General features: G+C 69.8%; 25 protein-coding genes. 14 read left to right on the top strand and 11 right to left on the bottom strand.

All coding sequences use genetic code 11. The annotated features are described in order from the left end of the window. Positions 1–10: 10 nt before the first annotated feature. Positions 11–1,186 carry an NAD-binding protein gene (locus U4E84_RS07880; RefSeq protein WP_322531552.1) on the bottom strand — a complete coding sequence of 392 codons (1,176 nt, stop codon included), beginning with the start codon at positions 1,184–1,186 and terminating at the stop codon, positions 11–13. A 107-nt stretch (positions 1,187–1,293) separates the two neighbouring features. Between U4E84_RS07880 and U4E84_RS07875 the strand changes: the two genes are divergently transcribed. From U4E84_RS07875 to U4E84_RS07860, 4 genes are read left to right on the top strand one after another with little or no spacing between them, the layout of a single operon-like run. Then, the gene (locus U4E84_RS07875) at positions 1,294–2,634 is read left to right on the top strand and encodes a TrkA C-terminal domain-containing protein (protein WP_322531551.1); all 1,341 of its coding nucleotides are present in this window, start codon (positions 1,294–1,296) and stop codon (positions 2,632–2,634) included. Then, complete coding sequence (locus tag U4E84_RS07870; protein WP_322531550.1) at positions 2,631–3,968, top strand: potassium transporter TrkA; 1,338 nt, start codon at positions 2,631–2,633, stop codon at positions 3,966–3,968. The genes U4E84_RS07875 and U4E84_RS07870 overlap by 4 nt, the downstream gene beginning before the upstream one ends. Positions 3,969–3,991: 23 nt before the next feature. Next, positions 3,992–4,276, top strand: a complete 285-nt coding sequence (locus U4E84_RS07865) for a ubiquitin-like small modifier protein 1 (protein WP_322531549.1) — start codon at positions 3,992–3,994, stop codon at positions 4,274–4,276. 39 nt (positions 4,277–4,315) lie between these two features. After that, a complete protein-coding gene (locus tag U4E84_RS07860; protein ID WP_322531548.1) occupies positions 4,316–5,383 on the top strand; it encodes a deoxyhypusine synthase in 1,068 nt (355 codons plus the stop codon). A 466-nt stretch (positions 5,384–5,849) separates the two neighbouring features. Here U4E84_RS07860 and U4E84_RS07855 read toward each other — a convergent pair whose 3' ends face one another. The 3 genes from U4E84_RS07855 to U4E84_RS07845 form a co-directional block, all read right to left on the bottom strand. After that, the gene (locus U4E84_RS07855) at positions 5,850–6,887 is read right to left on the bottom strand and encodes an MsnO8 family LLM class oxidoreductase (RefSeq protein ID WP_322531547.1); all 1,038 of its coding nucleotides are present in this window, start codon (positions 6,885–6,887) and stop codon (positions 5,850–5,852) included. A gap of 214 nt (positions 6,888–7,101) precedes the next feature. Continuing rightward, the gene (locus U4E84_RS07850) at positions 7,102–7,278 is read right to left on the bottom strand and encodes a 50S ribosomal protein L37e (protein ID WP_322531546.1); all 177 of its coding nucleotides are present in this window, start codon (positions 7,276–7,278) and stop codon (positions 7,102–7,104) included. After that, positions 7,275–7,517 carry an LSM domain-containing protein gene (locus tag U4E84_RS07845; protein WP_322531545.1) on the bottom strand — a complete coding sequence of 81 codons (243 nt, stop codon included), beginning with the start codon at positions 7,515–7,517 and terminating at the stop codon, positions 7,275–7,277. The genes U4E84_RS07850 and U4E84_RS07845 overlap by 4 nt, the downstream gene beginning before the upstream one ends. Positions 7,518–7,834: 317 nt before the next feature. On the opposite strand from U4E84_RS07845, the gene U4E84_RS07840 reads away from it, so the two are divergent. The 3 genes from U4E84_RS07840 to U4E84_RS07830 all read left to right on the top strand — a co-directional run bounded on the left by U4E84_RS07840 (position 7,835) and on the right by U4E84_RS07830 (position 11,276). Next, complete coding sequence (locus U4E84_RS07840) at positions 7,835–9,187, top strand: ribonuclease J (RefSeq protein WP_322531544.1); 1,353 nt, start codon at positions 7,835–7,837, stop codon at positions 9,185–9,187. After that, the gene (locus U4E84_RS07835) at positions 9,184–10,230 is read left to right on the top strand and encodes a geranylfarnesyl diphosphate synthase (protein WP_322531543.1); all 1,047 of its coding nucleotides are present in this window, start codon (positions 9,184–9,186) and stop codon (positions 10,228–10,230) included. The genes U4E84_RS07840 and U4E84_RS07835 overlap by 4 nt, the downstream gene beginning before the upstream one ends. A gap of 119 nt (positions 10,231–10,349) precedes the next feature. Next, positions 10,350–11,276, top strand: coding sequence for an EamA family transporter (locus U4E84_RS07830; RefSeq protein ID WP_322531542.1), 927 nt, complete (start codon positions 10,350–10,352; stop codon positions 11,274–11,276). A 24-nt stretch (positions 11,277–11,300) separates the two neighbouring features. Here U4E84_RS07830 and bcp read toward each other — a convergent pair whose 3' ends face one another. The 3 genes from bcp to U4E84_RS07815 all read right to left on the bottom strand — a co-directional run bounded on the left by bcp (position 11,301) and on the right by U4E84_RS07815 (position 13,420). Next, positions 11,301–11,768: a thioredoxin-dependent thiol peroxidase gene (gene bcp, locus U4E84_RS07825; protein WP_322531541.1), complete on the bottom strand. Its 468-nt coding sequence runs from the start codon at positions 11,766–11,768 to the stop codon at positions 11,301–11,303. 144 nt (positions 11,769–11,912) lie between these two features. Then, entirely contained in the window at positions 11,913–12,758 is an 846-nt protein-coding gene (locus tag U4E84_RS07820; protein ID WP_322531540.1) for a transcriptional regulator, read from the bottom strand. 269 nt (positions 12,759–13,027) lie between these two features. Continuing rightward, positions 13,028–13,420: a cupin domain-containing protein gene (locus U4E84_RS07815; protein WP_322531539.1), complete on the bottom strand. Its 393-nt coding sequence runs from the start codon at positions 13,418–13,420 to the stop codon at positions 13,028–13,030. Between the two features lie 436 nt (positions 13,421–13,856). Here U4E84_RS07815 and U4E84_RS07810 point away from each other — a divergent pair, with 436 nt between their 5' ends. From U4E84_RS07810 to U4E84_RS07800, 3 genes are read left to right on the top strand one after another with little or no spacing between them, the layout of a single operon-like run. Then, positions 13,857–16,061, top strand: a complete 2,205-nt coding sequence (locus U4E84_RS07810; protein ID WP_322531538.1) for a histidine kinase N-terminal 7TM domain-containing protein — start codon at positions 13,857–13,859, stop codon at positions 16,059–16,061. Between the two features lie 52 nt (positions 16,062–16,113). Beyond that, a complete protein-coding gene (gene map, locus U4E84_RS07805) occupies positions 16,114–17,022 on the top strand; it encodes a type II methionyl aminopeptidase (protein WP_322531537.1) in 909 nt (302 codons plus the stop codon). After that, positions 17,022–17,573, top strand: a complete 552-nt coding sequence (locus tag U4E84_RS07800; RefSeq protein WP_322531536.1) for an HIT domain-containing protein — start codon at positions 17,022–17,024, stop codon at positions 17,571–17,573. The genes map and U4E84_RS07800 overlap by 1 nt, the downstream gene beginning before the upstream one ends. 6 nt (positions 17,574–17,579) lie before the next feature. On the opposite strand, the gene U4E84_RS07795 is transcribed toward U4E84_RS07800, so the two are convergent. The 3 genes from U4E84_RS07795 to U4E84_RS07785 form a co-directional block, all read right to left on the bottom strand. Continuing rightward, positions 17,580–18,332: a phosphate ABC transporter ATP-binding protein gene (locus U4E84_RS07795; RefSeq protein WP_322531578.1), complete on the bottom strand. Its 753-nt coding sequence runs from the start codon at positions 18,330–18,332 to the stop codon at positions 17,580–17,582. Then, complete coding sequence (locus U4E84_RS07790; protein ID WP_322531577.1) at positions 18,332–19,021, bottom strand: ABC transporter permease; 690 nt, start codon at positions 19,019–19,021, stop codon at positions 18,332–18,334. The genes U4E84_RS07795 and U4E84_RS07790 overlap by 1 nt, the downstream gene beginning before the upstream one ends. A gap of 83 nt (positions 19,022–19,104) precedes the next feature. Further along, on the bottom strand, positions 19,105–20,052 hold the full coding sequence (locus U4E84_RS07785) for a substrate-binding domain-containing protein (RefSeq protein ID WP_322531535.1): 948 nt from the start codon (positions 20,050–20,052) through the stop codon (positions 19,105–19,107). Between the two features lie 176 nt (positions 20,053–20,228). Between U4E84_RS07785 and U4E84_RS07780 the strand changes: the two genes are divergently transcribed. Next, a complete protein-coding gene (locus U4E84_RS07780) occupies positions 20,229–21,044 on the top strand; it encodes a TOBE domain-containing protein (protein ID WP_322531534.1) in 816 nt (271 codons plus the stop codon). Between the two features lie 36 nt (positions 21,045–21,080). On the opposite strand, the gene infB is transcribed toward U4E84_RS07780, so the two are convergent. After that, complete coding sequence (gene infB / locus U4E84_RS07775) at positions 21,081–22,874, bottom strand: translation initiation factor IF-2 (protein WP_322531533.1); 1,794 nt, start codon at positions 22,872–22,874, stop codon at positions 21,081–21,083. 128 nt (positions 22,875–23,002) lie between these two features. Between infB and U4E84_RS07770 the strand changes: the two genes are divergently transcribed. The 3 genes from U4E84_RS07770 to U4E84_RS07760 all read left to right on the top strand — a co-directional run. Beyond that, positions 23,003–23,248 (top strand): PRC-barrel domain-containing protein, encoded by a 246-nt coding sequence (locus U4E84_RS07770; RefSeq protein WP_322531532.1) that lies wholly within the window; start codon positions 23,003–23,005, stop codon positions 23,246–23,248. After that, entirely contained in the window at positions 23,248–23,706 is a 459-nt protein-coding gene (locus tag U4E84_RS07765; protein ID WP_322531531.1) for an NOB1 family endonuclease, read from the top strand. Before U4E84_RS07770 ends, U4E84_RS07765 begins: the two co-directional genes overlap by 1 nt. Before the next feature lie 104 nt (positions 23,707–23,810). Next, on the top strand, positions 23,811–24,537 hold a 727-nt coding region (locus tag U4E84_RS07760), incomplete at its 3' end, for a DUF2891 family protein (protein WP_322531530.1).

The raw sequence follows: 24,537 nt of genomic DNA, 5'->3' as shown, positions 1-24,537 counted from the left end.
CGGACCGACCTCAGTCGCCGAGGTCGACGTCGTCGAGTATCCCCTCGGTGGCGTCGGCGCTGTCGGCGCCGAACGCGCAGTCGATGAGGATGTGTCCGCCGAGCGTCGACGGCGAGATGACCTGGTCGGCGCCGGCGCGCCGGAGCTTGTCGACGTTCTCACGCTGCGTCGCCGCCGCCACGATCCGGACGTCGGGGTTGAGCTGACGAGCGGTGAGGATCGCGAGCGCGTCGCGCGCGTCGTCCTCGGTCGCGACGACGACCGCACGGGCGCCAGCGAGGTTCACCCGCTCGAGCGGCTCGACGTCGCTCGGGTCCGCGGTGAGCACCGGGACCTCGCGCTCGGCGAGCCGCCTGGCGGCCGTCTCGTCGGTCGTCACGACGGCGTACTCGACGCCGTCGCGGGCGCCGAGCTCTTCGAGAATCGGTTCCGTCAGGTCCCCGTAGCCGAGCACGAGGACGTGGTCGTCGAGGAGGTCTATCTGGTTGTCTGTCATCTTTCCGAGCGCCTTGGAGAGCTGCGCCTCGATGGCCGGCGTGATCAGGACCCCGAGGGCCACCGCGAAGGCGGCGACGTTCATCACGAGCGAGGAGACGACGAACAGCTGGGAGATGTCGGCGGCCGGGCCGACTCGGGGAGTCACGTCTCCGTACCCCACCGTGGAGGCGGTGACCACGGTGAAATAGAAGGCGTCGACGATCGTCTCCACCCCGTCGAACTGGTCGCGGAGCGCGTACGTGCCGACCGTCCCGTACGAGACGGCGGTCACGAGCGCGGCGGTCGCCGCGAGCTGCGTCGGCGACGGCGAGAACGTCCGGTCGAATCGCCCGCGGTTGAAGACGAGCGCGGGGACCGACAGGACCGACAGCGCCACCAGCGGGAAGGAGAGGACCGACGCCTGCATCAGCCCCTGGACGGCGGTCAGCGGCAGCAGGATCGCCGTGGAGTACCAGCCGACGCGGTACCCGTTCTTCAGCGCGAAGCCGCTGCCGAGCATCGAGAACCCGGTGATCGTTCCCGTGAACCCGACCGTCTGCCGGACGACGTCGGGGACGTAGGGGGCGAGCGGCCCGTCGACGCCGAGACCGCCGATCTGAGCCAGGCCGGCGAGGATCGACAGGACCGCGACCGCGAAGGTCAGGGCGACGGACGCCCGCACGGTCACCCAGTCACGGGTCAGCTCCATATCAGGCCGTCGCCGACGCCGGACTTAAACCCCGCGAGCGCGGGCCGGCGTCGAGTGCCGACGCGCCGATACACGTTTAAGTTCACTCCCACGCGTGTGAGGCGTATATGGCACTGCCCGTCGAGATCGTCTTCGGAATCTACCTCGGGATCATCACGGGGATCGTCCCCGCGCTGGTCTCCGGTGTCCTCGGATTCGTGTTCAAGTACGTCACCGGGGTGACGATCCCGGGGCTCGGGGTGGTCGTCCTCGCGCTCGCGCTCGCCGGCATCAACGGCGGCCTGCTCGCGCTCAACGACGAGACGATCCGGTCCTCCGAGCGCGCGCCGGCGGTTCTCACGGCGATCATCGTCATCCTGATGCTCTCGCTGTACGCGCACTCACAAGGTGACACGCTCGGCGCCAGCGTACCGAAGCGGCTCTCACTCCAGCAGCTCCGCGATCGGACCCTCTCGACCGACGTCGTCGAACTGGTCGGCGGACGGGGACGGGTCACCGTCGAGGTCGCGGGAGAGGTGAACGACATGGAGGGATACCCGCCGCTGCCGGCCGAGACGCGCCGCGCGGTCCTCGAGGGCGAGTGGCGGTTCCCCGCCGACCTCCCGCTCGTCGAGCTGGAGGACCGATTCGCCGAGCGGCTCCGGACCGAACTCGACCTTGCGGACGTCTCCGTCCGGATCGACGAGCAGGCCCGCGCGACGGTGGCCGCCGCTCCGCCGACGGGCGCGCTCTCCAAGCGGGTCCCGCAAGGGAAGCGCGCGGTGTCCGTTCCGGCACTCGTTCCGACCGGGATCGCGAGGGGAGACGTGGTTCGGGTGATCGCGTCCGGGCTCGCCGTCGACGGGACCGTTCTCGCCGCCCGGACGAGCGGAAAGCCGGAGCCGGGCGCGGGGGCGTCGAACGGCGCGACCGGCCCGGGTGGCGGCGATCTCCCCGACGCCGAGCGACATGACGGCGACCCTCGAACCGACGGCGACTCTCGGACCGACGGCGGGACGGCGAAGTCGGGTGAGAGCTCGCGGCCGGACGGCGGAGAGCCGGCGCCGCCGCCGGCGGCCGTCGCGGCCGGAGCGCCGACGACGACCGGCGGGGAGGGCCGAGTGACCGTTGCCGTCGACCGGTCGGAGGCGACCGCGCTCCTGCGGGCGGGCCGGGGGCGGGTGGTAGTGCTCTCCCGCGGCACGCGCAGGGAGTACGAGGTCACGTCGCTGCTCCGCCGCGCCGGCAAGCGGTTCCGGAAGGTGTCCGTCGTGGCCGGCGGCCCGCTCGACGGCCACACCATCGGTGAGGTCGGCGTCCGGGAGACGTACGACGTCGCCGTCCTCGCGGCGCGACACGAGTCGTGGACGATCGCCCCGAGCGGCTCTCAGTACCTCTCCGCCGAGGACGACCTGTTCGTCGTGGGGAACCGCGACGCGCTCGACCGGTTCGCGGAGGCCGCCCGATGACCGCGGCGGCCGCGGGAGTCGCGACGACCGCGGCGATCGGGGCGTCCGAGGCCACCGTGGCGGCCGCCGCGTCACCCGTCGCCGTCGGCTTCGCCCGCCCGCGGCAGGCCGCCGTCACGCTCGTCACCTTCGCCGCGCTCGCGTTTCTGCTCGCGGTCGCGGCGGCGCTGGCGTACCGGTGGTACTTCCGCACCGAGATCCCGGAGGGAGTGACCGTGCTGCTCGGCGTCTCCGTCGTCGCGCTGTACCTCAACACGACCTCGCTGGGAGCGATCGCCGTCGGCGACAGCCCGAGCCTGCTCGAGCCGGAGAGCGTCCTCTTCAACGTCGTCTCGCTCGGCGTCGCGGCGGTCGTCTCGCCGGTCGGTCAACACGTCGGCGATCGGCTCGCGGTCGAGGTGTTCGCGCTCTCGGGCGCCAGACAGCTGGAAGGGGAACTGAGCGACGTCGTCCGAGCGGTCGGGCGGTTCACGTCGGTCACGCTCCCGCCGGCCGCGGAGATACGGGACATCGAGACGTACGACCCCGTTTCGCCGGAGAAGAAGGCCGAGATCGCCGAGAAGACGCTGCTTTTCGGCCGAAAACTCTCCGGCGAACAGCTCCGAGAACGACTCGTCACGCGGGTGAAAAGCGACTACGGCGTCGGCTACGTCGACGTCGACGTCACCGACGATGGGGAGCTCGACTACTTCGCGGTGGGCTCCCGCGCGGCGGGGATCGGGCCGACGCTCGCGCCCGGATCGGCCGCCGTCGCCGTGACTGCCGATCCGCCGAACAACGCCACCGCGGGCGACATGATCCAGCTGTGGCGGACCGACTCCGATCCGAAACGCGTGGCGACCGGCGAGCTTCGCGGCGTCGCCGGTGACGCCGCGACCGTCGTGCTCGACGAGTCCGACGCCGAGCGGCTCGTCGAGGAGGAGGCGTACCGCATCGTGACGCTCCCGGCGGAGCCGCAGGCGGACCGGGAGTTCGCCTCCCTGCTCCGGACCGCCGACGAGACGATGGCGGCGGTGACGGTCGGGGCGGGCAGCGACCTCGACGGGAGCAGGGTCGGGGACGTGTCGGTCGTCGTCGCCGCAGTGCGCCGGTCGGACGGACCCGTCCTGCCGATCCCCCCGAGCGCGTACGCGTTCGACGCTGGCGACCTCGTGTATCTCGTCGGGCGCCCCGACGCGATTCGCCGGTTCGAGGCGGACGCGGCGGCGGACGGCGCCGGAGCGGACGGCGCTGCGACCGAAGTCGATGACGGCGACGACCCGGCCGAGCCCGACACCGCCGTCGAGGCGGCCGGCGGCGACGGCGACGAGCGCGAGGGGACGCAACGCTCTTGAGGCGTCCGCGCGGGTGAACGCGTATGGAGTGGAAGCTGTTCGCGGACCTCGCTGAGATCGCCGGCGACCGGACCGTCGGCGTGGACGCAGCCCCGGGCGACACGGTCGGCGACGCGCTCGACGCCCTGCTCGACGCGCACCCCGCCCTCCGGGACCGAGTGCTCGACGACGGCGCGGTGGCCGACCACATCAACGTCCTCCGGAACGGCCGGAGCGTTCGCCACGACGAGGGGTTAGAGACCCCACTGGAGGCGGGCGACGAGCTGGCGCTGTTCCCGCCGGTGAGCGGCGGCTCGCTCGACCGGTAGATCGGTCGTTTCAAACGGTCGCCCGACGCAGTACACGGCATGAGCGACGGCGACGAGCCCGGAGAGAGAGACGACGACGGAGGAGCGGACGAGCACGGGGACGCGGCGGCCGACGGCGACCGCGAGGAGTTCCACGAGGACCCGGTCGGACACGCGCGCGCCACGGCCGGCATGACCGTCGGCGAGCTGGTCGAGGAATACGGCGACGCCGGCATCGGCGCGGCCGCGGTCAACGAGGCGGGCGACGTGCTGGCGGAGATGTTCGCGAACGACGACTGCACCGTCTTCTGCTCGCTGGCGGGCGCGATGGTGCCCGCGGGGATGCGCCGGATCGTCTCGGAGCTGATCCGCGACGGGTACGTCGACGCGCTCGTTACCACGGGGGCGAACCTCACGCACGACGCGATCGAGGCGATCGGGGGGAAACACCACCACGGTCGGACGCACGACCCCGAGAAGAGCCTCCGCGAACACGACGAGGGGCTCCGCGAGGAGGGCGTCGACCGCATCTACAACGTCTACCTCCCCCAGGAGCACTTCGCGGCGTTCGAGGGACACCTCCGCGAGGAGGTGTTCCCGGAGTTGGTGGGAGGAGCCTCCGTCTCAATCGCCGACCTCACGCGCGAGCTCGGTCGCGCGAACGCCGCGGTCAACGAGCGCGACGACGTGGCCGAGGACCCCGGCGTCGCCGCCGCGGCCTACGAGTGCGACGTCCCGATCTACTGTCCCGCGGTCCAGGACTCCGTGCTCGGGCTCCAGGCGTGGATGTACGCGCAGACGGCCGACTTCACGCTCGACGCCCTCGACGACATGACCGACCTGACCGACCTCGCGTTCGAGGCCGACGACGCCGGCTGCCTGCTCGTCGGCGGCGGCGTCCCGAAGAACTTCACCCTCCAGACGATGCTCGTCACCCCCCGCGCGTACGACTACGCGGTCCAGATCACGATGGACCCGGAGGCGACCGGCGGGCTCTCCGGCGCGACCCTAGAGGAGGCCCGGTCGTGGGGGAAACTGGAGACGGACGCGCGCAACGCCTCCGTCTACGGCGACGCGACCGTCATGCTGCCGATGCTGATCGCCGCCGCCCGCGAGCGCGTGGAATAGTCGCCCAGACCGATCGACCTGCCGCATGCAGAGAGTTCGTTCGGCACGGGAGTGTACCCGCGGTGCGTATCACCGACCGGGTCAGTCCAGATGCCGGCTGGCCGCCCGGCACACCTTTGACGCTCGGTCGCCCGGCATACCTTTGACGCTCGGTCGCCCGGCATACCTTTGACGCTCGGTCGCCCGGCATACCTTTGACGCTCGGCCGGATAGGGGATGGTAGCGCCACCGTCAAGTTTGGCATGATGCCACCTATCACCCGTCAGTGCCCCGCGTGCGGAACCCGAGACTGGAGCCGCCGCTTCGCAGTCGTCGTCACCGATACCGGCCGTCGGTTAGTCGAATGCCCCTCATGCAACCACCGGTTCAGACCGGTCGACAACCCGTACCTCAACTGACCCGGCGGCCGAATTGTTCCCGGTCCGTCCCCGCCTACATCCCCCGATCGGTAACCGACGCGGACGCGTCAGTCGCCCCGTGCCTCCAGTCCGACGGCCTCGGCGAGCAGCGCGTGCGACTCCAGCGCGTCGCCGTGGTCGGGGACCGTGTGCTGGATCATCACCTCGTCGACGCCCACGCGTTCGGCGAGCTGGCCCAGGATTCCGGCGATCGTCTCGGGGCTCCCGGAGACCGACTGCGGCCACTCGTCGGCGTCGAGCGTCGCGGGCGTCGGCTCCGGGACCCCGCCGAGCTCGTCGATCGCCTCCTCGACGGTCGGCGTCGAGTCCCCGAGATCGCCGCGTCGCATCCGCCTGAACGTCGCCTCCGCGGGTGCGCGACGGCGGGCCGCGGCCCGGTCGGTCTCCGCCGCGACCGCGTTGACCGCGACCATCCCCATCGGCTCGTCGGGGCCGCCGGGGAGGACGCCGGAGTCGAACGCCTCGCGGTAGGCCGCGAACGCGCGCTCCGCGAATCCGAGGCGGATGAACCCGGCGAAGCAGTAGCGGAGCCCGAGCGTTCCCGCGATCTCGCCGCTCGACGGGCTCGACCCGAGCACCCACGGGACCGGGGGACCGTCCCCGGAGCGCGGGACGCCGAGCTCGGCGTACTCGTGGCCCTCGGGGTAGTCGTCGTAGAGGTGGCTCACGAGCGCGCGGATCCGCGCTTCGTGGTCCTCGTTCGGGTTCTCGACGCGGCGGCTCGTCCCGAGCGCGCGGTCGGCCGCCGCCGGCCCGTTCGCTCGGCCCACGCCGACGTCGACGCGGCCCGGCGCGAGCCCGTCGAGGACCCCGAACGACTCGGCCACCTTGAACGGGCTGTAGTGGTTGAGCAGGACGGCGCCGGAGCCGAGTCGGATCGCGTCGGTCGCCGCCGCGAGGCGGCCGAGGAGCACCTCCGGGGTCGTGCCCGCGAGCCGATCGGTCCGGCCGTGGTGCTCGGCGACCCAGAACCGAGAGTAGCCGAGCCGCTCCGCCTGCTCGACGGCGGCGACCGTGTTCGCGAAGGCGTCTGCCGCGGTCCCGTCCGCGGGGACCGGAGAGAGGTCGACGACGGAGAGGTCCATGCCCGGCCTCGACGACGCCCGTTAGTAAGGGTTCGGCCGTCGGCGGGATCGTGGGGGTTCGGCCGTCGGCGGGACCGTGGGGGTTCGACCGGCGGCGCGATTGCGGGAGATCGGCTGACGGCGCGATTGCGGAGGTCGATCGACGCGGTCGCGGACGCGGGAGAAGCGGTCGCTGCGAGGTCGAGAGAACGAGCCGATCGAAAAGACGCCGCCGTCAGTTGTCGCCGGCCTTCGACTGCCAGGCGTAGTCGCGGCGCTTCGCGGAGCTCCCGAAGCCGCAGGAGGCGCAGCGCTCCTTCTTGACGTGGTATGACTTCTCGCCGCAGCGGCGGCACTTCACGTGAACCGTCTTGTTCTTTTTCCCTTGAGAGGGCGTTCCGGAGCCGGTCATGCTTTGATGGTGACGACGTTATCGCCGCGTATAATCGTTGTGTCTTCGATCGCGACGGCGAACTCCCCGTCCAGCTCGTCGTCGACGCGGTCGTCGACCCCGTCCTCTGGCTCGATGACGACGTTCATGTGTTGGTCGTAGCCGGACAGGACGCCGTAGTAGGTCGTCCCGTCTTTGAGATGCACCGTCACAGGCTCCTCCAGCGACGCTTCGAGCACGTCGAGGGGTCGTCCACTCATTGTTCGTAACGCCGCCCGTCGCACTATTAAAAATACCGGGAAGAGCGGGTCCGTGCCGGGGGTATCCCGCTCTGTGTCGGGGCGTTTCTCTCTCTCCGCTTTCTCGCGTCACCCGCCCGATCGCGGTGGCGGCCGAACCCCGGTGTTTTTACGTTGCGCAACTGTAGCCCCAGATACCACACTCCCGCGGGACACGGTGAGTCGACGTCGACTCGGCCGTAGCGGGGCCTCAATGACGCGCGGTAGGACGTAGCGCTGACGGCTCCTTGCGGGGTTTCAGTGAGGAGCGCCGATCACGGCGTTCAACACGACACATCATGGAAATCGAAATTGCGACACTCGGCGGTTACGAAGAGGTCGGTCGACAGATGACGGCAGTCCGAGCGGGCGAGGACATCGTCATCTTCGACATGGGCCTGAACCTCAGTAAGGTCCTCATCCACGACAACGTGGAGACCGAGAGCATGCACAGCCTCGACCTGATCGACATGGGCGCGATCCCGGACGACCGCGTCATGAGCGAGCTGGAGGGCGACGTCCAGGCGATCGTCCCCACGCACGGCCACCTCGACCACATCGCGGGCATCCCGAAGCTGGCCCACCGGTACGACGCGCCCGTCGTCGGTTCCCCGTACACGATCGAGCTGGTGAAACAGCAGATCGCCGACGAGGGGAAGTTCCAGGTCGACAACGACCTCGTGAAGATGGAGGCGGGCGGGACGATGCGGATCGGCGACTCCGAGCAGGTCGAGATGGAGTTCGTCAACGTCACCCACTCGATCATCGACGCGATCAACCCGGTCCTCCACACGCCCGAGGGCGCGATCGTCTACGGGCTCGACAAGCGACTGGACCACACGCCCGTCATCGGCGACCCTATCGACATGGACCGGTTCCACGAGATCGGCCGTCAGGACGAGGGGGTCCTCTGTTACATCGAGGACTGCACGAACGCCGGCCGGAAGGGCCGAACCCCCTCCGAGTCGTACGCGAAAAAGCACGTCCACGACACGCTGACCTCGATGGAGGACTACACCGGCGGGATCGTCGCCACGACGTTCTCCTCCCACATCGCCCGCGTGAAGACGCTCGTCGAGTACGCCCGCGAGATCGGCCGCCAGCCGGTCCTGCTCGGCCGCTCGATGGAGAAGTACTCCGGCACGGCCGAGCGGCTCGACTTCGTCGACTTCCAGGGCGACGTCGGCATGTACGGCCACCGGAAGTCGGTCGACCGCGCGTTCAAGCGCATCATGAAGGAGGGGAAGGGGAACTTCCTCCCCATCGTGACGGGTCACCAGGGCGAGCCGCGCGCGATGCTCACCCGCATGGGCCGCGGCGAGACCCCCTACGAACTGGACGACGGCGACAAGATCGTCTTCAGCGCGAGCGTCATCCCGGAGCCGACCAACGAGGGGCAGCGCTACCAGTCCGAACAGCTCCTCCGGATGCAGGGCGCCCGCATCTACGACGACATCCACGTCTCCGGCCACCTCCGCGAGGAGGGCCACTACCAGATGCTCGACGCGCTCCAGCCGCAGCACCTGATCCCGGCCCACCAGACCTTGGAGGGCCGCTCACCGTACGTGAACCTCGCGAAGTCCCAGGGGTACAATCTCGGCCGTGACGTCCACGTCACGCAGAACGGCAACGTCATCCAGCTCGTCGAATGACGAGCGAGACGAAGGAGGCGCGGGTGCTGGACGCCATCCGCGAGCGGCGTGAGCTGGTCAACGCCGCTATCGACGAGGAGCTGCCGGTACAGCACCCGGAGCGTCTCTACGAGGCGACGCGATACATCCTCGAAGCGGGCGGGAAGCGGCTCCGACCGACGGTGGCGACGCTCGCCGCCGAGGCCGTTACCGGGAGCGACCCGATGAGCGTGGACTTCCGCGAGTTCGCGGCCCTCGACGGCACCGAGGTGGACGTGATGCGCGCGGCGGTCGCCATCGAGGTCATCCAGTCGTTCACCCTGATCCACGACGACATCATGGACGAGGACGACCTCCGACGGGGCGTCCCCGCCGTCCACGAGCAGTACGACACGTCGACGGCGATCCTGGCCGGCGACACCCTCTACTCGAAGGCGTTCGAGTTCATGACGGAGACGGGCGCGGACCCGGCGAACGGGTTGGAGGCAATGCGACTGCTCGCGTCCACCTGCACCGAGATCTGCGAGGGGCAGGCGCTCGACGTCTCCTTCGAGGAGCGCGACGACATCCGGCCGGAGGAGTACCTGGAGATGGTCGAGCTGAAGACCGCGGTCCTGTACGGCGCGTCGGCCGCAACGCCGGCCGTCCTGCTCGGCGCGGACGACGAGATCGTCGACGCGCTGTACCAGTACGGGATCGACTCGGGACGGGCGTTCCAGATCCAAGACGACGTGCTCGACCTGACGGTTCCCTCCGAGGAGCTGGGCAAGCAGCGCGGCTCCGACCTCGTCGAGGGGAAGGAGACGCTGATCACCCTCCACGCGCGCCAGCAGGGCGTCGACGTCGACGGCCTCGTCGACGCCGACACACCGGCCGATGTCACGGAGTCGGCCATCGAGGACGCGGTGACCGCCCTGGAGGAGACCGGCTCCATCGCGTACGCCCGAGAGACGGCCGAAGATCTCACCGAGCGGTCGAAAGAGCACCTCGAGGTGCTCCCCGAGGGGGGCTCCCGGAGCCTCCTCGAGGACCTCGCGGACTACCTGATCGTCCGCGGCTACTGAGCGGGCCGGAACCGACGACCCGACGGCGGGCGCGGGACTTGCAGCCGCCCGGCGGCCGCGATCCGGCGCAGCCGGCCGCAACGGACACCGCTTTATTCCCCGTCACCGTTGCTCCGTCCGTGTCCCGGTACCGAGACGTCGTCCTGTTCTTCACGCTCGCGTTCCTGTGGGGCGGCTCCTTCGTTGCCATCGAGGTCGGCCTCGACTACTACCCGCCCGTGCTGTACGCCGCCTACCGGTTCGACCTGGCGGCGTTGGTGTTGGTCTCGTACGTCCTGCTGACCGAGACGGGGCCGCTCCCGCGTACTCGCGGCGACCTCGCCGCGATCGTCTTCAGCGGCGGGCTGTCCGTCGCCGCCAACAACTCGCTGCTGTTCGTCGGCCAGCAGTACACGACCAGCGGCATCGCCTCGATCACCTACAGCCTCGTCCCCATCGCGACCGCGGCGGTCGCGGCCGTCTGGATCGGGGGGTCCGACCTCGACGCGCGCGGCGCGCTCGGCGTGGTACTGGCGTTCGTCGGCGTCGGGCTCGTCGCCCAGCCGGACCCAGCGAACCTCGCCGGCGGCGTCACGATCGGGGTCGGGCTCATCTCGGTCGGCGTGCTCGCGGTTGCGGTCGGCAGCGTCGGCCTCCGCACCGTGGAGACGACGTTCTCCAGCGTCGCGCTCACCGGGTGGGCGATGCTGTGCGGCGGCCTGTTGATCCACGGGCTCAGCGTCGGACTGGGCGAGACCCAACGGCTCCCGGTCGCGGAGCTTCCGGCGATCGGCTCGTTGCTGTTCCTCGGGGTGTTGTCGTCGGCGGTCGCGTACACGATCTACTTCACGCTGCTCGACCGGCTGGGCGCGTTCGAGATCAACCTCGTCTCCTACGTCGTCCCGGTGGTCGCCACCGTCGCCGGGGCGGTGCTGCTCTCCGAGCCCGTGACGGCGCTGACGGTCGCGGGCTTCCTCGTCATCGTCGTCGGGTTCGCGCTGTTGAAGCGGCACGCGATCGCCGACGAGGTGCCGCGGCTCCTCTCTCGGGTCGGCGGACTGTTCTGAAGCCGAACGGCCGCGGCGGCCGTCTCAGCCGTCCAGCGCGGTGATGTCTTCGAGGATCTCGACCGCGTGGTCCTCCGGCGAGACGCCTTCGTACGCGAGGACGACGGTCCCCTCGTCGTCGAGCACGTACGTGTTCCGGAACACGCCGTCGAAGGTGTTGCCGAACATCTGCTTTTCCCCGTAGGAGTCGTACGCGCTCGCGATCTCGCCGTCGGGGTCCGAGAGCAGCGTGAACGGGAGGTCGTACTTCTCGGCGAACGGGTCGAGGTCCTCGGCTGGGTCGTCGCTGATCCCCACGACCGCGACGTCGGCGTCCTCGAAGGCCTCCCATTCGTCGCGGAACCCGCACGCCTCGGTGGTACACCCCGGCGTGTCCGCGCGAGGGTAGAAGTAGACGACCGTGTACCGCGCGTCGGCGGGGTCGACGGTGACGGTTTCGCCGCGCTGGTCGGACAGCGTAATCTGCGGTGCGGAGTCGCCCGGTTCGAGCATACCGTCCGTCGTTCCGGCCGCGTCTTAGGCCGTTCGGTCCGATCGGCCAGTCCTCCCGAGTGGCTCGAAGACCGCCGCGAGGAGCTCGAAGGCGCTCTTCCGAAACTATCGGTCTCGACGCCACAGAGCCCCCCTCGACGGGGACTATCGCGGCTCGACGTAGAGCGTGTTCTCTCGCGCGTCTACGTCCGCGTTCGACAGCTCCTCGACGTCGAAGGGCCGTGCTTCCCGCCGACACTGCTCGTACACGGTCACTGCCCAGTCGCGAGCTTCGGGGGAGCTCGTGTCGATCACGGCTTCGAGCTGGGCAGTGTCGGGGTCGTGCCCACAGATGCCGATGCGGTCATCCATGATATTGAGTCCGCACCTGGAGTCGTCCGGAAGGTCGTCGTGGAGGAACACGGTACAGTTGTCACACGCGAACGCTCGGGCGATCAGATCCGGGTCCCATTCGACGATCGCCCGCAGGATCGGAAGCGAGTAGAGATACTCCATCTCCATCCCTTCGATCACGCGTCGGCAAAACACGTCGAGGTTACCCGACTTGTAAATAGTCGTCCCGAGCCCTCGTATCGATTCGGTCGATTCGAGGAGGTGAGTGACCCGCTCGACGGGCCTGTACGGGTAGTCCGGGCCTGGATACGCCACGACGGCGTCTTCGAACTGTTCGACCGAAAACCCCTCCATCTCTCGCGGGAGCCACTGCCAGACCTCGCGGAGCGTTTCACTCGTGTGCATCCCATCGCGGAGTTCGAGGAACCGCTCAGTCACGAACTCGCCCAACGCCGTGAGCTCGTAGCACCGTCCGTCGCACGCGATCCACGACCGGTCCTCGAAGTCGCGGATGACACGTCCGATCGTTGGGTCCGATGCTCCTGTCACCGCCCGCAGATCGCACCGGTCGTAGCGCGCTTCGGAGAGCGCCTCCAGTGTCGCGACGCGGTGTTCTGACCGTGCCAGAAACTCGATCGCCTGAGTCGCGGAATCCATGATAGATATCCACACACATACTACAAAATCCTTCGCGCCGCGAAATAGCGGTCGGAGAAGATAGGTTTGCCCTCAGGAGTTGTAGACCCGGTGTTCGTCCGTCGGTCGACGTCTCGCGATACCGTGGTCTCCGGTGGCGACGACGAGCGAGCTCGCCGTCGGTTCGGCCTCCCGTTCCGGCATGTGCACCTCGACCGGTCGATCAGGGTTGGGGCACGCGGCCTCCGTCACGAGCACCAAACCTGGCGATGACGCCGTTGTTCGTCCCCTCATGCACCCTCGCTCAGCTTGTCCGCCACGTGGTCGAGGACGGCGGCGTGCTCGTCCTGTGGACTGAACATGACGAACTCGGAGTCGTCTCCCGCTCGGACCGTGTGGCCCGGCGGCCAGTAGAAGAGCTCGCCGGTTTCCACCACCTCTTCGCTTCCGTCCGCATAGCTGGCTGTGAGCGCGCCTGTCAGGACGTACCCCCAGTGGGGACACTGACAGAGGTCGTTCTCCAACCCCGCCAAGAGCGGCGTGAGGTCTGTCCCGGCGCCGAGGCTGAAGTATTCGCCACTGAACTCGCCGTAACCGCTCGTGTCGCCGAAGTTCATCTGCTGCCGGGCGACGGCGGCGGGCGTGCCGATTTTAACTGGTACGTCTCGTTTGTCTTGTTTCATCTCGTTCACCTGTCGCTAGGAGGCGGTTTCGCCACCACGTCTCAACTCGGCCACAACGGCTATCACGGTCTGTGTGGCCGCCGATGTCCCGCTGACTGGACGGTGCGTGTGCTTGGGCCTCCTAGTGCTGTGATCGTTGGCCCCGAGCGAAGAGTAGTTACCTAGCGAAGATGTTCACCCAGTGAATATCTTCGGGGACACGCGGCGGCGCTCCGAGCACGGACGTACCGCAACGGTGGATCCCGTTCAGACGCCGGACGGACCGATCCGCTCGGTTCGGACCGAGGAATGGCCCCGAGACAGCGGTCCAGGGCCGTTCTGGAGCGACGGTTCACAGCTCGCGCTCCGCATTCTGCACGTCGGTCGAGTCAGGGACGAAGCGTCTCGACGGCTGTCCGGTTGCTTTTTATCAGTTACCCGCATTCTCACGGTATCGATGGAGTGGCAGCCGACGCCGTACACGGCCCCGCTGCTCGTCGCGTCGGTCGCGTCCGCCCTTTTCGTCGTGTACGCGACGGCGAACCGGACGCGTGGCGACCCGCCGCTCGTCCGCGGCTTCGTCGGCGTCGCCCTCGGCAGCGGCGTGTGGTCGCTGGCGTACGCGGCCCAACTGTCGGCCGTCACGCTCGGCGCGACCCTCTTTTGGAACCGGATCGTGTGGGTCGGGATCGCCGTCCTCGCGGTCGCGTGGCCGACGTTCGTGCTCGCGTACGTCGGCCGAACCGCGTGGCTCCGCCCGCCGCGGCTCCTCCTCCTGTCTCTCGTCCCGACGACCGTCGTCGTGGGGGTTCTCGGTCTCGGCGCCGACCCGCTCATGTATCGCTCCCCCTCGCTGGTCGACGCCGGCGGCTACCTCGTGATGGAGTACAGTCCGACGCCGGCGATCGTGGGGTTCGTGGCGTACTCGCACGGGGTGAACCTCCTCACGTTCGTCTTGCTCGGCCACGCCGCGGCCACCCGTGAGGGCGTGCTCCGACGACAGGCCGGGCTCCTGCTCGCCGCCGGCGCGGCGCCGACGATCGTCGGAATCGCGGGGATCTGGGGGGCGTTCGGCCCGACGTTCGTCGACTACACGCCGGTGACGTTCGCCGCCACGGCCGGAGTGGTCGGCTGGGTCGTGTTCCGACACCGACTCCTCGACCTCTCCCCTATCGCTCGCGACGCGGTGTTCGCGAACCTCTCTGACGGGGTCGTCGTCGTCGACGCGACGGGGCGAATTGCCGACCTGAACGGCCCGGCGCGCCGCCTCTTTCCGGACGCCGCGGTCGGGCGACGCGTCGAGGCGACCTTCGAGCGTGTCCCCGTGGTCGTCGAGGCGGCGAGGGGGGATCGGGCGGACGACGAGATCCGCGTAACTCTCGACACCGAAGCCGGTGCGCGGTTCCTGACAGTGTCCGTCCACGACGTCGACGGCGGCGCGAGCGGTCGACGAGTCGGTTCCGGCGCGCGCCGAGTCGGTTCCGGAGCGCGCCGAGGCGGTCCCGGCGCGCGGCAGAACGGCTCTGGGAACTGCCACTCCGGATCAGCGGGCGGCACCGTCCTCCTCTTTCGGGACGTGACCGAGCGGGAGACGCTCCAGCGCCGGCATCGGACGCTCATCGAGAAGTCACCGAACGTCGTCGCGGTCTGCGGCACGGACGGGCTGCTCCGGTACGTGAGCCCCTCGGTGGAGCGGCTGCTCGGCCACGCGCCCGAAGCGATCGAGGGACGACCGGTCCTCGACTTGGTCCACCCGGACGACCGGCTGGACGCACAGCGCGCGTTCGAGCGAGCCTTCGAGACGGGCGAGCCGCAGCGGCTCGACCACCGGACGACCCACGCCGACGGGAACTGGCGCCGGTTCGAGACGACCGTCGAGCGGCTCTTCGACGACAACCGAGAGGTCGTGATCACCGCCACCGACGTGACCGAGAGCCGCCGGTACGAACAGCGGCTCCAGGTGCTCAACCGCGTTCTCAGACACGACCTGAAGAACGACACGAACGTGATCGGCGGCTACGCCGGCCTCCTCCGCGACCACGTCGACGCCGAAGGCGACGAGTACCTGGACGTCATCGACCGGAAGGTGGAGACGCTGACGCACCTCAGCGACCAGGCGCGGGAGATCGACGTCGCGCTTCACAGCGAGGGCGGACGGACGGCGATCGACCTCGCGCGCCTCGTCGGTCGACTGGGCGAGTCGCTCGCGTCGTCGTACCCCCACGCGACGGTGACGGTCTCGACTCCCGACGTCGCGGTCGTCTCGGCCGACGAGCTGTTGGAGTCGGCGGTCCGGAACGTGCTGGAGAACGCGGTCGTCCACAACGACCGAGAGCGCCCGACCGTTGAGGCGACCGTGACAGCAGACGACGGCGGGTATCGGCTCGATGTCGCCGACGACGGGCCGGGGATCCCGCCGGTCGAGCGGACCGTGTTCTCCGAGGCGCGCGAGACCGCGCTCGAACACGCGAGCGGCCTCGGGCTCTGGCTCGTCCACTGGATCGTCACGGAGTCGGGCGGAGAGATCGAGATCGAGACGCGCGAGCCGAACGGGACGCTGGTGACGATGTGGCTCCCGACCGCCACGTCGGGGGACGCGGCCGGCACCGCAGACGCGGTTCTCGACCCGGAGGACGCGTCCGCGGGCGGCGCGGTGGACTGACCCTCGTCGTCGCTCCGCAACCTCTTTGCGGCCGCTGACCGAACCGACGGCCATGAGCCACGGACCCCTGGACGAGGACGCGGTCGAGAGCTACCGCGAGGCGGGCGCGGTGCTGGTGGAAGCGACGAACGAGGCTCGAGAGATGGTCGAGCCGGGACGGACCCACCTCGAGGTCGCGGAGTGGACGGAGGACTTCATCCGCGAGCGGGGGGCCGGGCTCGCGTTCCCGGTCAACATCAGCGTCGACCCGGAGGCGTCGCACGCGACGCCGGCCCGCGGCGACGAGACGGAGTTCGGCGAGGAGATGGTGTGTCTCGACGTCGGCGTCCACGTCGACGGCTACATCGCCGACGCGGCCGTGACGGTCGACCACACGGGCACTCCGGAGCTCGTCGAGGCCGCCGAGATGGCGCTGGAGGCGGCGGTCGACGAGGCGGGCCCGGGCGTCGAGGTCGGCGTCGTCGGCGGGGCGATCGAGGACGTGATCCGCGGCTACGGCTACACCCCGGTCCTGAACCTCTCCGGACACGGCGTCGAGCGCTACGACGCCCACACCGGACCCACGATCCCGAACCGGGGGGTCGACCGCTCCGTCGAGCTGGAGCCGGGACAGGCGGTCGCGATCGAGCCGTTCGCCACCGACGGCCGCGGGAAGGTCGGCGAGGGGACCGAAGAGCAGATCTTCGAGCGACAGGGGTCGGGAAGCGTGCGCGACCGGCGCGCGAGACAGGCCTTAGAGGAGATCGAGGCGTTCGACGACCTCCCGTTCGCCGCGCGGTGGCTGGAGGGCGACCGCGTCGAGATGGCGCTGCGCCGGCTGAAACAGGCGAACGCGATCAAGGGGTACCCCGTCCTGAAGGAGGCCGACGACGCCCTCGTAAGCCAGGCGGAGCACACGCTCCTGATCACGGACGACGGCGTCGAGGTGACGACCGCTGGGATCCACGGCTTCGACGGCTGATGGACCGGATCTACGCCCCGTGGCGGATCGAGTGGGTCGAGCGCGAGTCGGACCCGATCGAGGGCTGCCCGTTCTGCGTGCTTCCCGAGCGCGAGGACGCCCGCGAGGCGCGCGTGGTCGCCCGCAGCGACCGAAACTACGTCCTGTTGAACAACGCGCCGTACAACCCGGGTCACGCGATGGTGATCCCCTTCGAGCACCACGAGGACCCCACCGACCTCGACGACGCGACACTGCTCGACCACGCTCGCTTGGAGACGGCGACGCTGGCGGCGTTGCGCCGCGACGTCGACCCCGACGGCGTGAACACGGGGCAGAACCTCGGCGGAACCGCCGCCGGCGGCTCGATCGACCACCTTCACACCCACGTCGTCCCGCGGTGGGACGGAGACACGAACTTCATGCCGGTGACGGGCGACACGAAGGTGATCGTCGAGGCGATCGACCGCACGTACGGACACCTCCACGCCGGCTTCGCCGCCGGCGACGACGTCGTCGACCCGGGCGACGCCGAGGCCGGAGACCCGGTGCGGCTGTCGTTCGGCGTCTGAGTCCCGTCAGTAGACAAGCTCTCCGGAGATGAACTTCCGGGTGCGGTCGTCCGACGGGTCCTCGAAGATCGCCTCCGTCGGGCCGATCTCCGTGATCCCGTCGTCGAGCAGCACCGCGACGCGGTCGGCGACGCGCTCCGCCTGGTGCATGTCGTGCGTCGCCACGACGACGCCGATGCCGCGGTTCCGGGCCTCCTCAATCGCCGCCTCGATGACGGCGGTGTTTCGCGGATCCAGGTCGGAGGTGGGCTCGTCCAGCAGCAGGACGTCCGGGTCGTACGCCAGCGCGCGGGCGAACGACACGCGCTGGGCCTCGCCGCCCGAGAGCGAGTCGGCGTGCTGGTTCGCCTCGTCCGTGAGCCCGACGACCTCGAGCGCCTCGCGAACCGCGTCGGGGGTGTCGGCAAGCCCCAGCGCCGCGGCGATCCGGTCGCTCCACGGGCTCCGAACCCGGATCCCGTACTCGACGTTGCGAGCGACCGAGGCGTCGAAGAGGCTCGCCGCCTGGAACACCATCCCGACCCGCCGACGCAGGGCGAGGCGGTCTGACTCCTCGGCGGCCCACGCGTCCGTGCCGCCGAGCGCGACGGTTCCCGTGTCCGGTTCGAGCGAGAGCGCGAGCGTCCGGAGCAGCGTCGTCTTGCCGACGCCGGAGGGGCCGATGACGCCGAGGACCTCGCCGGCTCCGACCTCGACGGAGAGGTCCTCGAACACCCGCTCGCCGTCGAACGACTGCGAGACGCCGGTCGCTCGGAGCATCATCGCGTCACCCCGCCGTCGCCGAAGTGAACGACGACCGCGTTGACGAGTAACACCAGCGCGACCAGCACTGCCCCGAGCACCAACGCTGTCTCGTACTGCCCCTGACGCGCCTCCAGTTGGATGGCGGTGGTCAGCGTTCGCGTCTTCGAGATCCCCTCGGAGCTCGTGATGTTGCCGCCGACGATGAGCACGGACCCGACCTCGCTTATCGCGCGGCCGAACCCGGCCAGGACCGCGGTGGCGATCCCGTAGCGCGCCTCCTTCAGGACGACCAGGGCCGCGTCGAGACGTGTGCCGCCGAGCGCGCGCGCGGCGTCGCGGACGCCGTCGTCCACGCCGTCGACGGCCGCGAGGCTGATGGCCGTGATCGGCGGCGTCGCGAGCACGAACTGGGACACGATCATCGCCTCTCTGGTGAAGACGAGGTCCAGCGGGCCGAGCGGCCCCTGATTGGAGACCGCGAACAGCACGAGCAGCCCGACGACGACGCTGGGAAAGCCCATTCCTGTGTTGACGACCGACTTCAGGAACCCCTTGCCCCGGAAGTCGGCGAAGCCGATCGCGACCGCGACCGGCACGCTGAACAGCGTGCTCAGCGCCACGGCGACGAGGCTCACGTACAGCGAGACGTAGATGATACTGGAGACGTAGCCGTCCCTGAACGAGACGTCGAGGAGGAGCGGCAGGTCGCCGACGAGCGGGCTCCCGAGGGCGACCGAGTCGCCGACGGCGGCGGACAGCAGCTGTGCGACTGGTTCGATCGGCACGCTCACTCGTCCGACGAGTCGCCACTCCAACCTTCCGGAACGTACTGCTGGAAGTTGGGGTCCTCGGCGACCGCCTCGGGGAAGAACAGCTGCTCGCCGTTCACCTCGTACTCGGAGATCGCGTCCTGCACGCCGGGACTCGTGATCCAGCCGATGTAGGCCATCGCGAGGTCGTAGTTGGCGTTGTCGTGCTCGCCGGGGTTGACCGCCATGATCCCGTAGGGGTTCGCGAGGGCTTCCGGGCCGTCCTCGATGGGGCCCTGCACGAGGATCGCGAGGTCCACTTCCGAGCGCTGTGCGATGAACGTCCCGCGGTCGGAGAGCGTGTAGGCGCCCTGCTGGGTGGCGTTGTTCAGCGCCTCGCCCATCCCGGTGCCGGTCTCCTGGTACCAGTCGCCGGAGGGGTCCGCGTCGGCCGACTCCCAGAGGTCGAGCTCCTTGGTGTGGGTTCCCGAGCCGTCCCCGCGCGAGACGAACGACGCCTCCGCGTCGGCGATGGCGGCCAGCGCCTCGGTCGCCGAGTCCGCCCCCTCGATCCCCGCCGGATCGTCCTCGGGACCGACGATCACGAAGTCGTTGAACATCAGGTCGCGACGGTTGATCCCGTACCCCTCGCGCAGGAACTCGTCTTCGAGCCCGCGGGCGTGGACCATCACCACGTCCGCGTCGCCGTTGCGGGCCGACTCCAGGGCGGCGCCGGTCCCCTGTGCGACCGCGTCGACGGTCACGCCGTACATGTCCTCGAACCCCGGGTGGACTTCGTCGAGCAGCCCCGTGTCGTAGGTGCTCGTCGTCGTCGTGAGGGTGAGCTCCTCGCCGGCGACGCCCGGGCGGTCGTCGTCACTCCCGCTCGATTGGCCCGATCCGCCCCCGATCGCCGAACACACGGCGGTGCTCGCGACTGCCCCGGCGCCCATCGCTGCGACGAACCGACGGCGATGTATCGACATGGACACACCGAAGGACTGATCTCAGATATATCTTCTGCACGGCACGTAACCGGAATCGGTTGTTATCTCCGATGACGTCAGCCGTTTCGGTCGCACCTCCGGTTACGTCGTTCGTCGGCGACGTGCGAACGCGCCCCGAGGGAAAGCGCCAACACGCTCCGGGGCGAGCATGAGGTATGGACGACCCCGGGGATCGCGAGGCCCGACCGACGGCGGAGGGCGGGACGGGAGGGGACGAGGAGCGTGGCGGGGCAGCGGGCCGCGGCCGAGCCGCGCTCGTCGAGGGAGACACCGAGTTCGACGCGCGCGACGCCGCGCTCCTGCGTGCGGTCCACGAGGCGGGGTCGGTCGCGGGCGCGGCCTCGGCGCTCGGTCGCTCGCGCGCCCGCGCGCTCTCGCGGATCGAGACCCTGGAGGACGCGTTCGACCTGCTCGTCGAGCGACGACGCGGCGGCTCGGGGGGCGGCGGCAGCCGGCTGACGGCGGCGGGCCGCGACCTCCTCGACCGGTACGACCGGCTCCAGGCCGTGCTGGCCGCGACCGCGAGCGTCCCGGAGACGGTGCTGGACGGCACGGTCGCGCGGGTCGACGGCGAACTGGCCGACGTCGACACCGCGGTCGGACGGCTGCGCGGGCTCCACGGAGGGACGGACGGCGCGGGCGGCGCGGACGGCGTTCGGGGCGGCGTCGCGGTCGGCGACCGGGTGCAGGTGCGGATCGGCGCCGACGCGGTGACGGTTCACACGGGCGACGAGCGGGTCGACCCGGACGCGACGAGCGCGCGGAACCGCTTGCGCGGTACGGTGGCCGAGATCGACGCGGGCGAGACGGTCTCGACGGTGCGGGTCGCGGTCGAGGGGGTGACGTTCCGGGTGCTGATCACGGCCGAGAGCGCGCAGCGAATGGACCTGGCCGTCGGCGACGACGTGTCGATCCGCTGGAAGGCGACCGCGACGCGACTGGTGGGACACGCGACGGGCTCCGCTGCGTGAGTCGCCGAGAAGCGGTCGACCGGACCGCGGCGCTCGTCACTTCCCCCAGAAGGGGTCCCGCTTCCGCTTGGTCTCCAGGTACGCCGCGAGCGCCTCGCGCTCGTCGGCCGTGATCTCCTCTTTCAGCTCCTGTTCGAGGATCTTCGCGTGCTTCTCGGGCACCTCGATCCAGAGCGTGTCGCCCTCCTCGATGCCGCGCCCGACCGTGGGGCCGTCGATGGCGACGCTCACGCGCTCGCCGGCGCGCGCCTCGTCGACGTCGTCGCCCTGCTTTTGAATGCCCGAGAGCTGGCCGACGCGCTCGAACTCGTTGCCCTCGAAGACGCCGACGTTGCGGTTGTTCTGGACGGTCCCGGAGATTACCTCGACGCCGACGACCGCGGGGTCGTTCTGTCGGAACGTGTGGTCCGGGAGGATCCGGAACCGCGCGGGGCGGACGACCTTGTCGAGCACCGTCTCCTGCTGGGCGCGCCGCTTCTCCTCGACGTACGTCTCGTAGTCCTCGATCAGCTGGTAGATGACGTCGTTGGTGAACAGCTTCACGTCTGCGCTCTCCAGCTCCGTCTCCGCGTTCGCAAGGAGGTCGACGTTGAACCCCAGTATCGCCTTGTGTTCGTCCTGGTTCGCGGTCTCCGCGACGGCGATGTCGCGCGGCGCGATGTCGCCGACCTCGGCGCGCAGGATCGGCACCTCCGCCTCGCGGAGCGCGTTCGCCATCGCCTCCAGCGAGCCGAGCGTGTCGGCCTTGACGACGACGCCGTTCTCGGCGGTCTCGACCTCGATCTCCGCGAGCTCGGCTTTCACCTCTCCGATGACCTCCTCGACGGGACGGTCGCGGACCACCCGGACCGGCGCGCCGGCCATCGCCCGGTCGAGGTCGGGCGCGGCGATCTTCACCCCGGCCGCGGCGCCGACCTCCGCCACCTTCTCGAACTGCTTTTCGGTGCGGATCTCCTCGAGCGGCCGGGGCTGGAGCAGCGCCCGTATCTCGGTGACGATCGGCTCGTCCTGTCCGCCGACGACGATCGTGTCGCCGTTGCGGACCACGCCGTCGTACACCACCGTGTCGATGGTGGCGCCGAAGCCGCGCTCGTCTTTCACTTCCAGCACCGTCCCCTCGCCGGGCCCCCGCACGTCGATCGCCATCTCCTCTTTCATGAACCGCTGAGAGAGACCCATCAGGACCGTGAGCAGGTCGGGGACGCCCTCGCCCGTGAGCGCCGACAGCGGGACGACGCCGATGTTCTTCTGGAAGTCCTGCACGCGCCAGTACAGGTCCGCGGAGAAGCCGGCGTCCGAGAGCTGCCCGATGATCTCGTAGAGGTTCTCGTTGAGCATGGACTCGGCGCGCTCCGACTGCGCCGCCAGGCTCTGCTGGATCGGCTGGCCCTCCTGCGGGTTCCACCCCGGCGTCGTGTCCACCTTGTTGGCGGCGACGACGAACGGCGTCCCCGTGCGCCGGAGGATGTCTATCGCCTCCTCCGTCTGCGGTTGGAACCCGTCGTTGACGTCGACGACGAGGACCGCGATGTCGGCGAGCGCGCCCCCGCGGGCGCGCAGCGTCGAGAAGGAGTGGTGCCCGGGCGTGTCGATGAACAGGAGCCCTGGAAGGTCGAAGTCGGACGGGTCGATGAGCTCGCCCGCCATCCCGGAGATGGTGTCGAGCGGGATGTCCGTCGCGCCGATGTGTTGGGTGATCGCGCCGGCCTCGCCCTCGCTGACGGCGGAGCCGCGGATCGTGTCGAGCAGGCTCGTCTTGCCGTGATCGACGTGGCCCAGCACGGCGACGATCGGCGTCCGAAGGGTGTCCGCGTTTGTGTGGTCGGTCATAAGTGATCGCCCCGAGAACGTCGTTGGTACCCGTTCCGCCCGGGCGTCAGTTAAGCCTTTCAAATCGCGTCCGTCGTCCGTCGGACGCCCCCGTGGCGTTTAAGACCGTTGCCACGGACGGTGCGAACATGGTAGACATCCTCGCGGAGAACCTCTCCGGGAAGGCGGTGATGAGCTCGGACGGCACCGAACTCGGCGACCTGTACAACATCACGATGGACCTGAAGTCGGGAGAGCTCAACGACCTGCTCGTCAGCCCGCACGAGCACCTCAGCCCCGAGCGGTCCGGCTTCGACGTCGACGATCGGGGACGGCTCAAGGTACCGGTCGCGAACGTGCAGGCGGTGAAAGACTACATCGTCGTCGCTCGCTGATGGAAGTCCTCGACACATCGGCGTTCATCCACGAGTACACCACCGACGACGACGTCGTCTCGGTGCCCGAGGTGCACGAGGAGCTCACCGGCGAGGGGGCGCTCCGCTTCGACGCGATGGAGGGGGCGGGGATGACGATCCACGTCCCGGCCCCGGAGGTGGTCGACAACGTGCGGCGCGCCGCCCGGGGGTCGGGCGACGACGCCGAGCTGTCCGACACCGACACCCGCCTGATCGCGACCGCGCTGGAGCTGAGCGCGACGCTCGTCACCGACGACTACGCGATGCAGAACGTCGCCGAGCGGCTCGACCTGGGCGTCGAGCCCATCGCCAGGGACGGGATCTCCGAGGAGCGCGAGTGGCGCTTCCAGTGTGTCGGCTGCAACCGCACCTTCGACGAGAACAGGGAGCGGTGCCCGATCTGCGGCAGCGACCTGACGCGGAAGAACCCGGCGTGATCGGCCTCTCCCGACCGGTCCGGCGTGGATCTCCTGCCGATCCGACGTGACACTCGATCGCACGCAACCGATCGATTGAACAGGCGCCGCGCCGACCCTCCGGCGTGAACGTCTTCGAGAACCTCTCGGCCGACGCGCTCCGAGCCGGGCGGGCGGACGCGCTCGACGACGCGGCCGCGACGGCGCTGGCCGCCCATCCGCTCGACGGCGTCGAGACCGAGTACCCACACTACCAGGGGATCGTGGAGGGTCCGGAGTCGCCGCCGCGTCCCTCGGAGCGACACCCCGTGTTCTACGGCTGTTACGACTGGCACTCGGCGGTCCACAGCCACTGGGCGCTCGCGCGGTCGCTCCGGCTCGTCCCGGACCACCCGGACGAGGCGGCGATCACGGAGAGCGTCGACGACCGGCTGACGCCAGCGAACATCGCGAGCGAGGTCGAGTACCTCAACGAGAACCCCGGCTTCGAGGAGCCGTACGGCCGGTCGTGGCTGCTGCGACTGGCCGCCGAGCTCCACCTGTGGAACGACCCGCGCGCCGACGCGTGGCGCGAGACGCTCCGACCGCTGGAGGAGGACGTCCGCCGGGGACTCCGCGAGTCGTTCCTCGCGATCGACCGTCCGCACCGCGTCGGCACCCACGGCAACACCGCGTTCGCGCTCGCTGGCGTCCTCGATTACGCGCGGGTCGTCGGCGACGCCGGCCTCGAACGCGAGGCCGAGGCGACGGCGCGTCGGCTCTACGCGGACGACACCGCCGCCGTCGTCGGTGCGGAGCCCGTCGGCTGGGACTTCGTCTCGCCCGCCCTGACGGAGGCGGACCTCCTTCGGC

It is taken from the genome of Halorubrum sp. AD140, from assembly GCF_034497445.1.
In the GTDB taxonomy this organism is placed as follows: domain Archaea; phylum Halobacteriota; class Halobacteria; order Halobacteriales; family Haloferacaceae; genus Halorubrum.
Note: the sequence above shows the minus strand (reverse complement) of the source record. Positions and strands in the feature narration are given on the sequence as shown.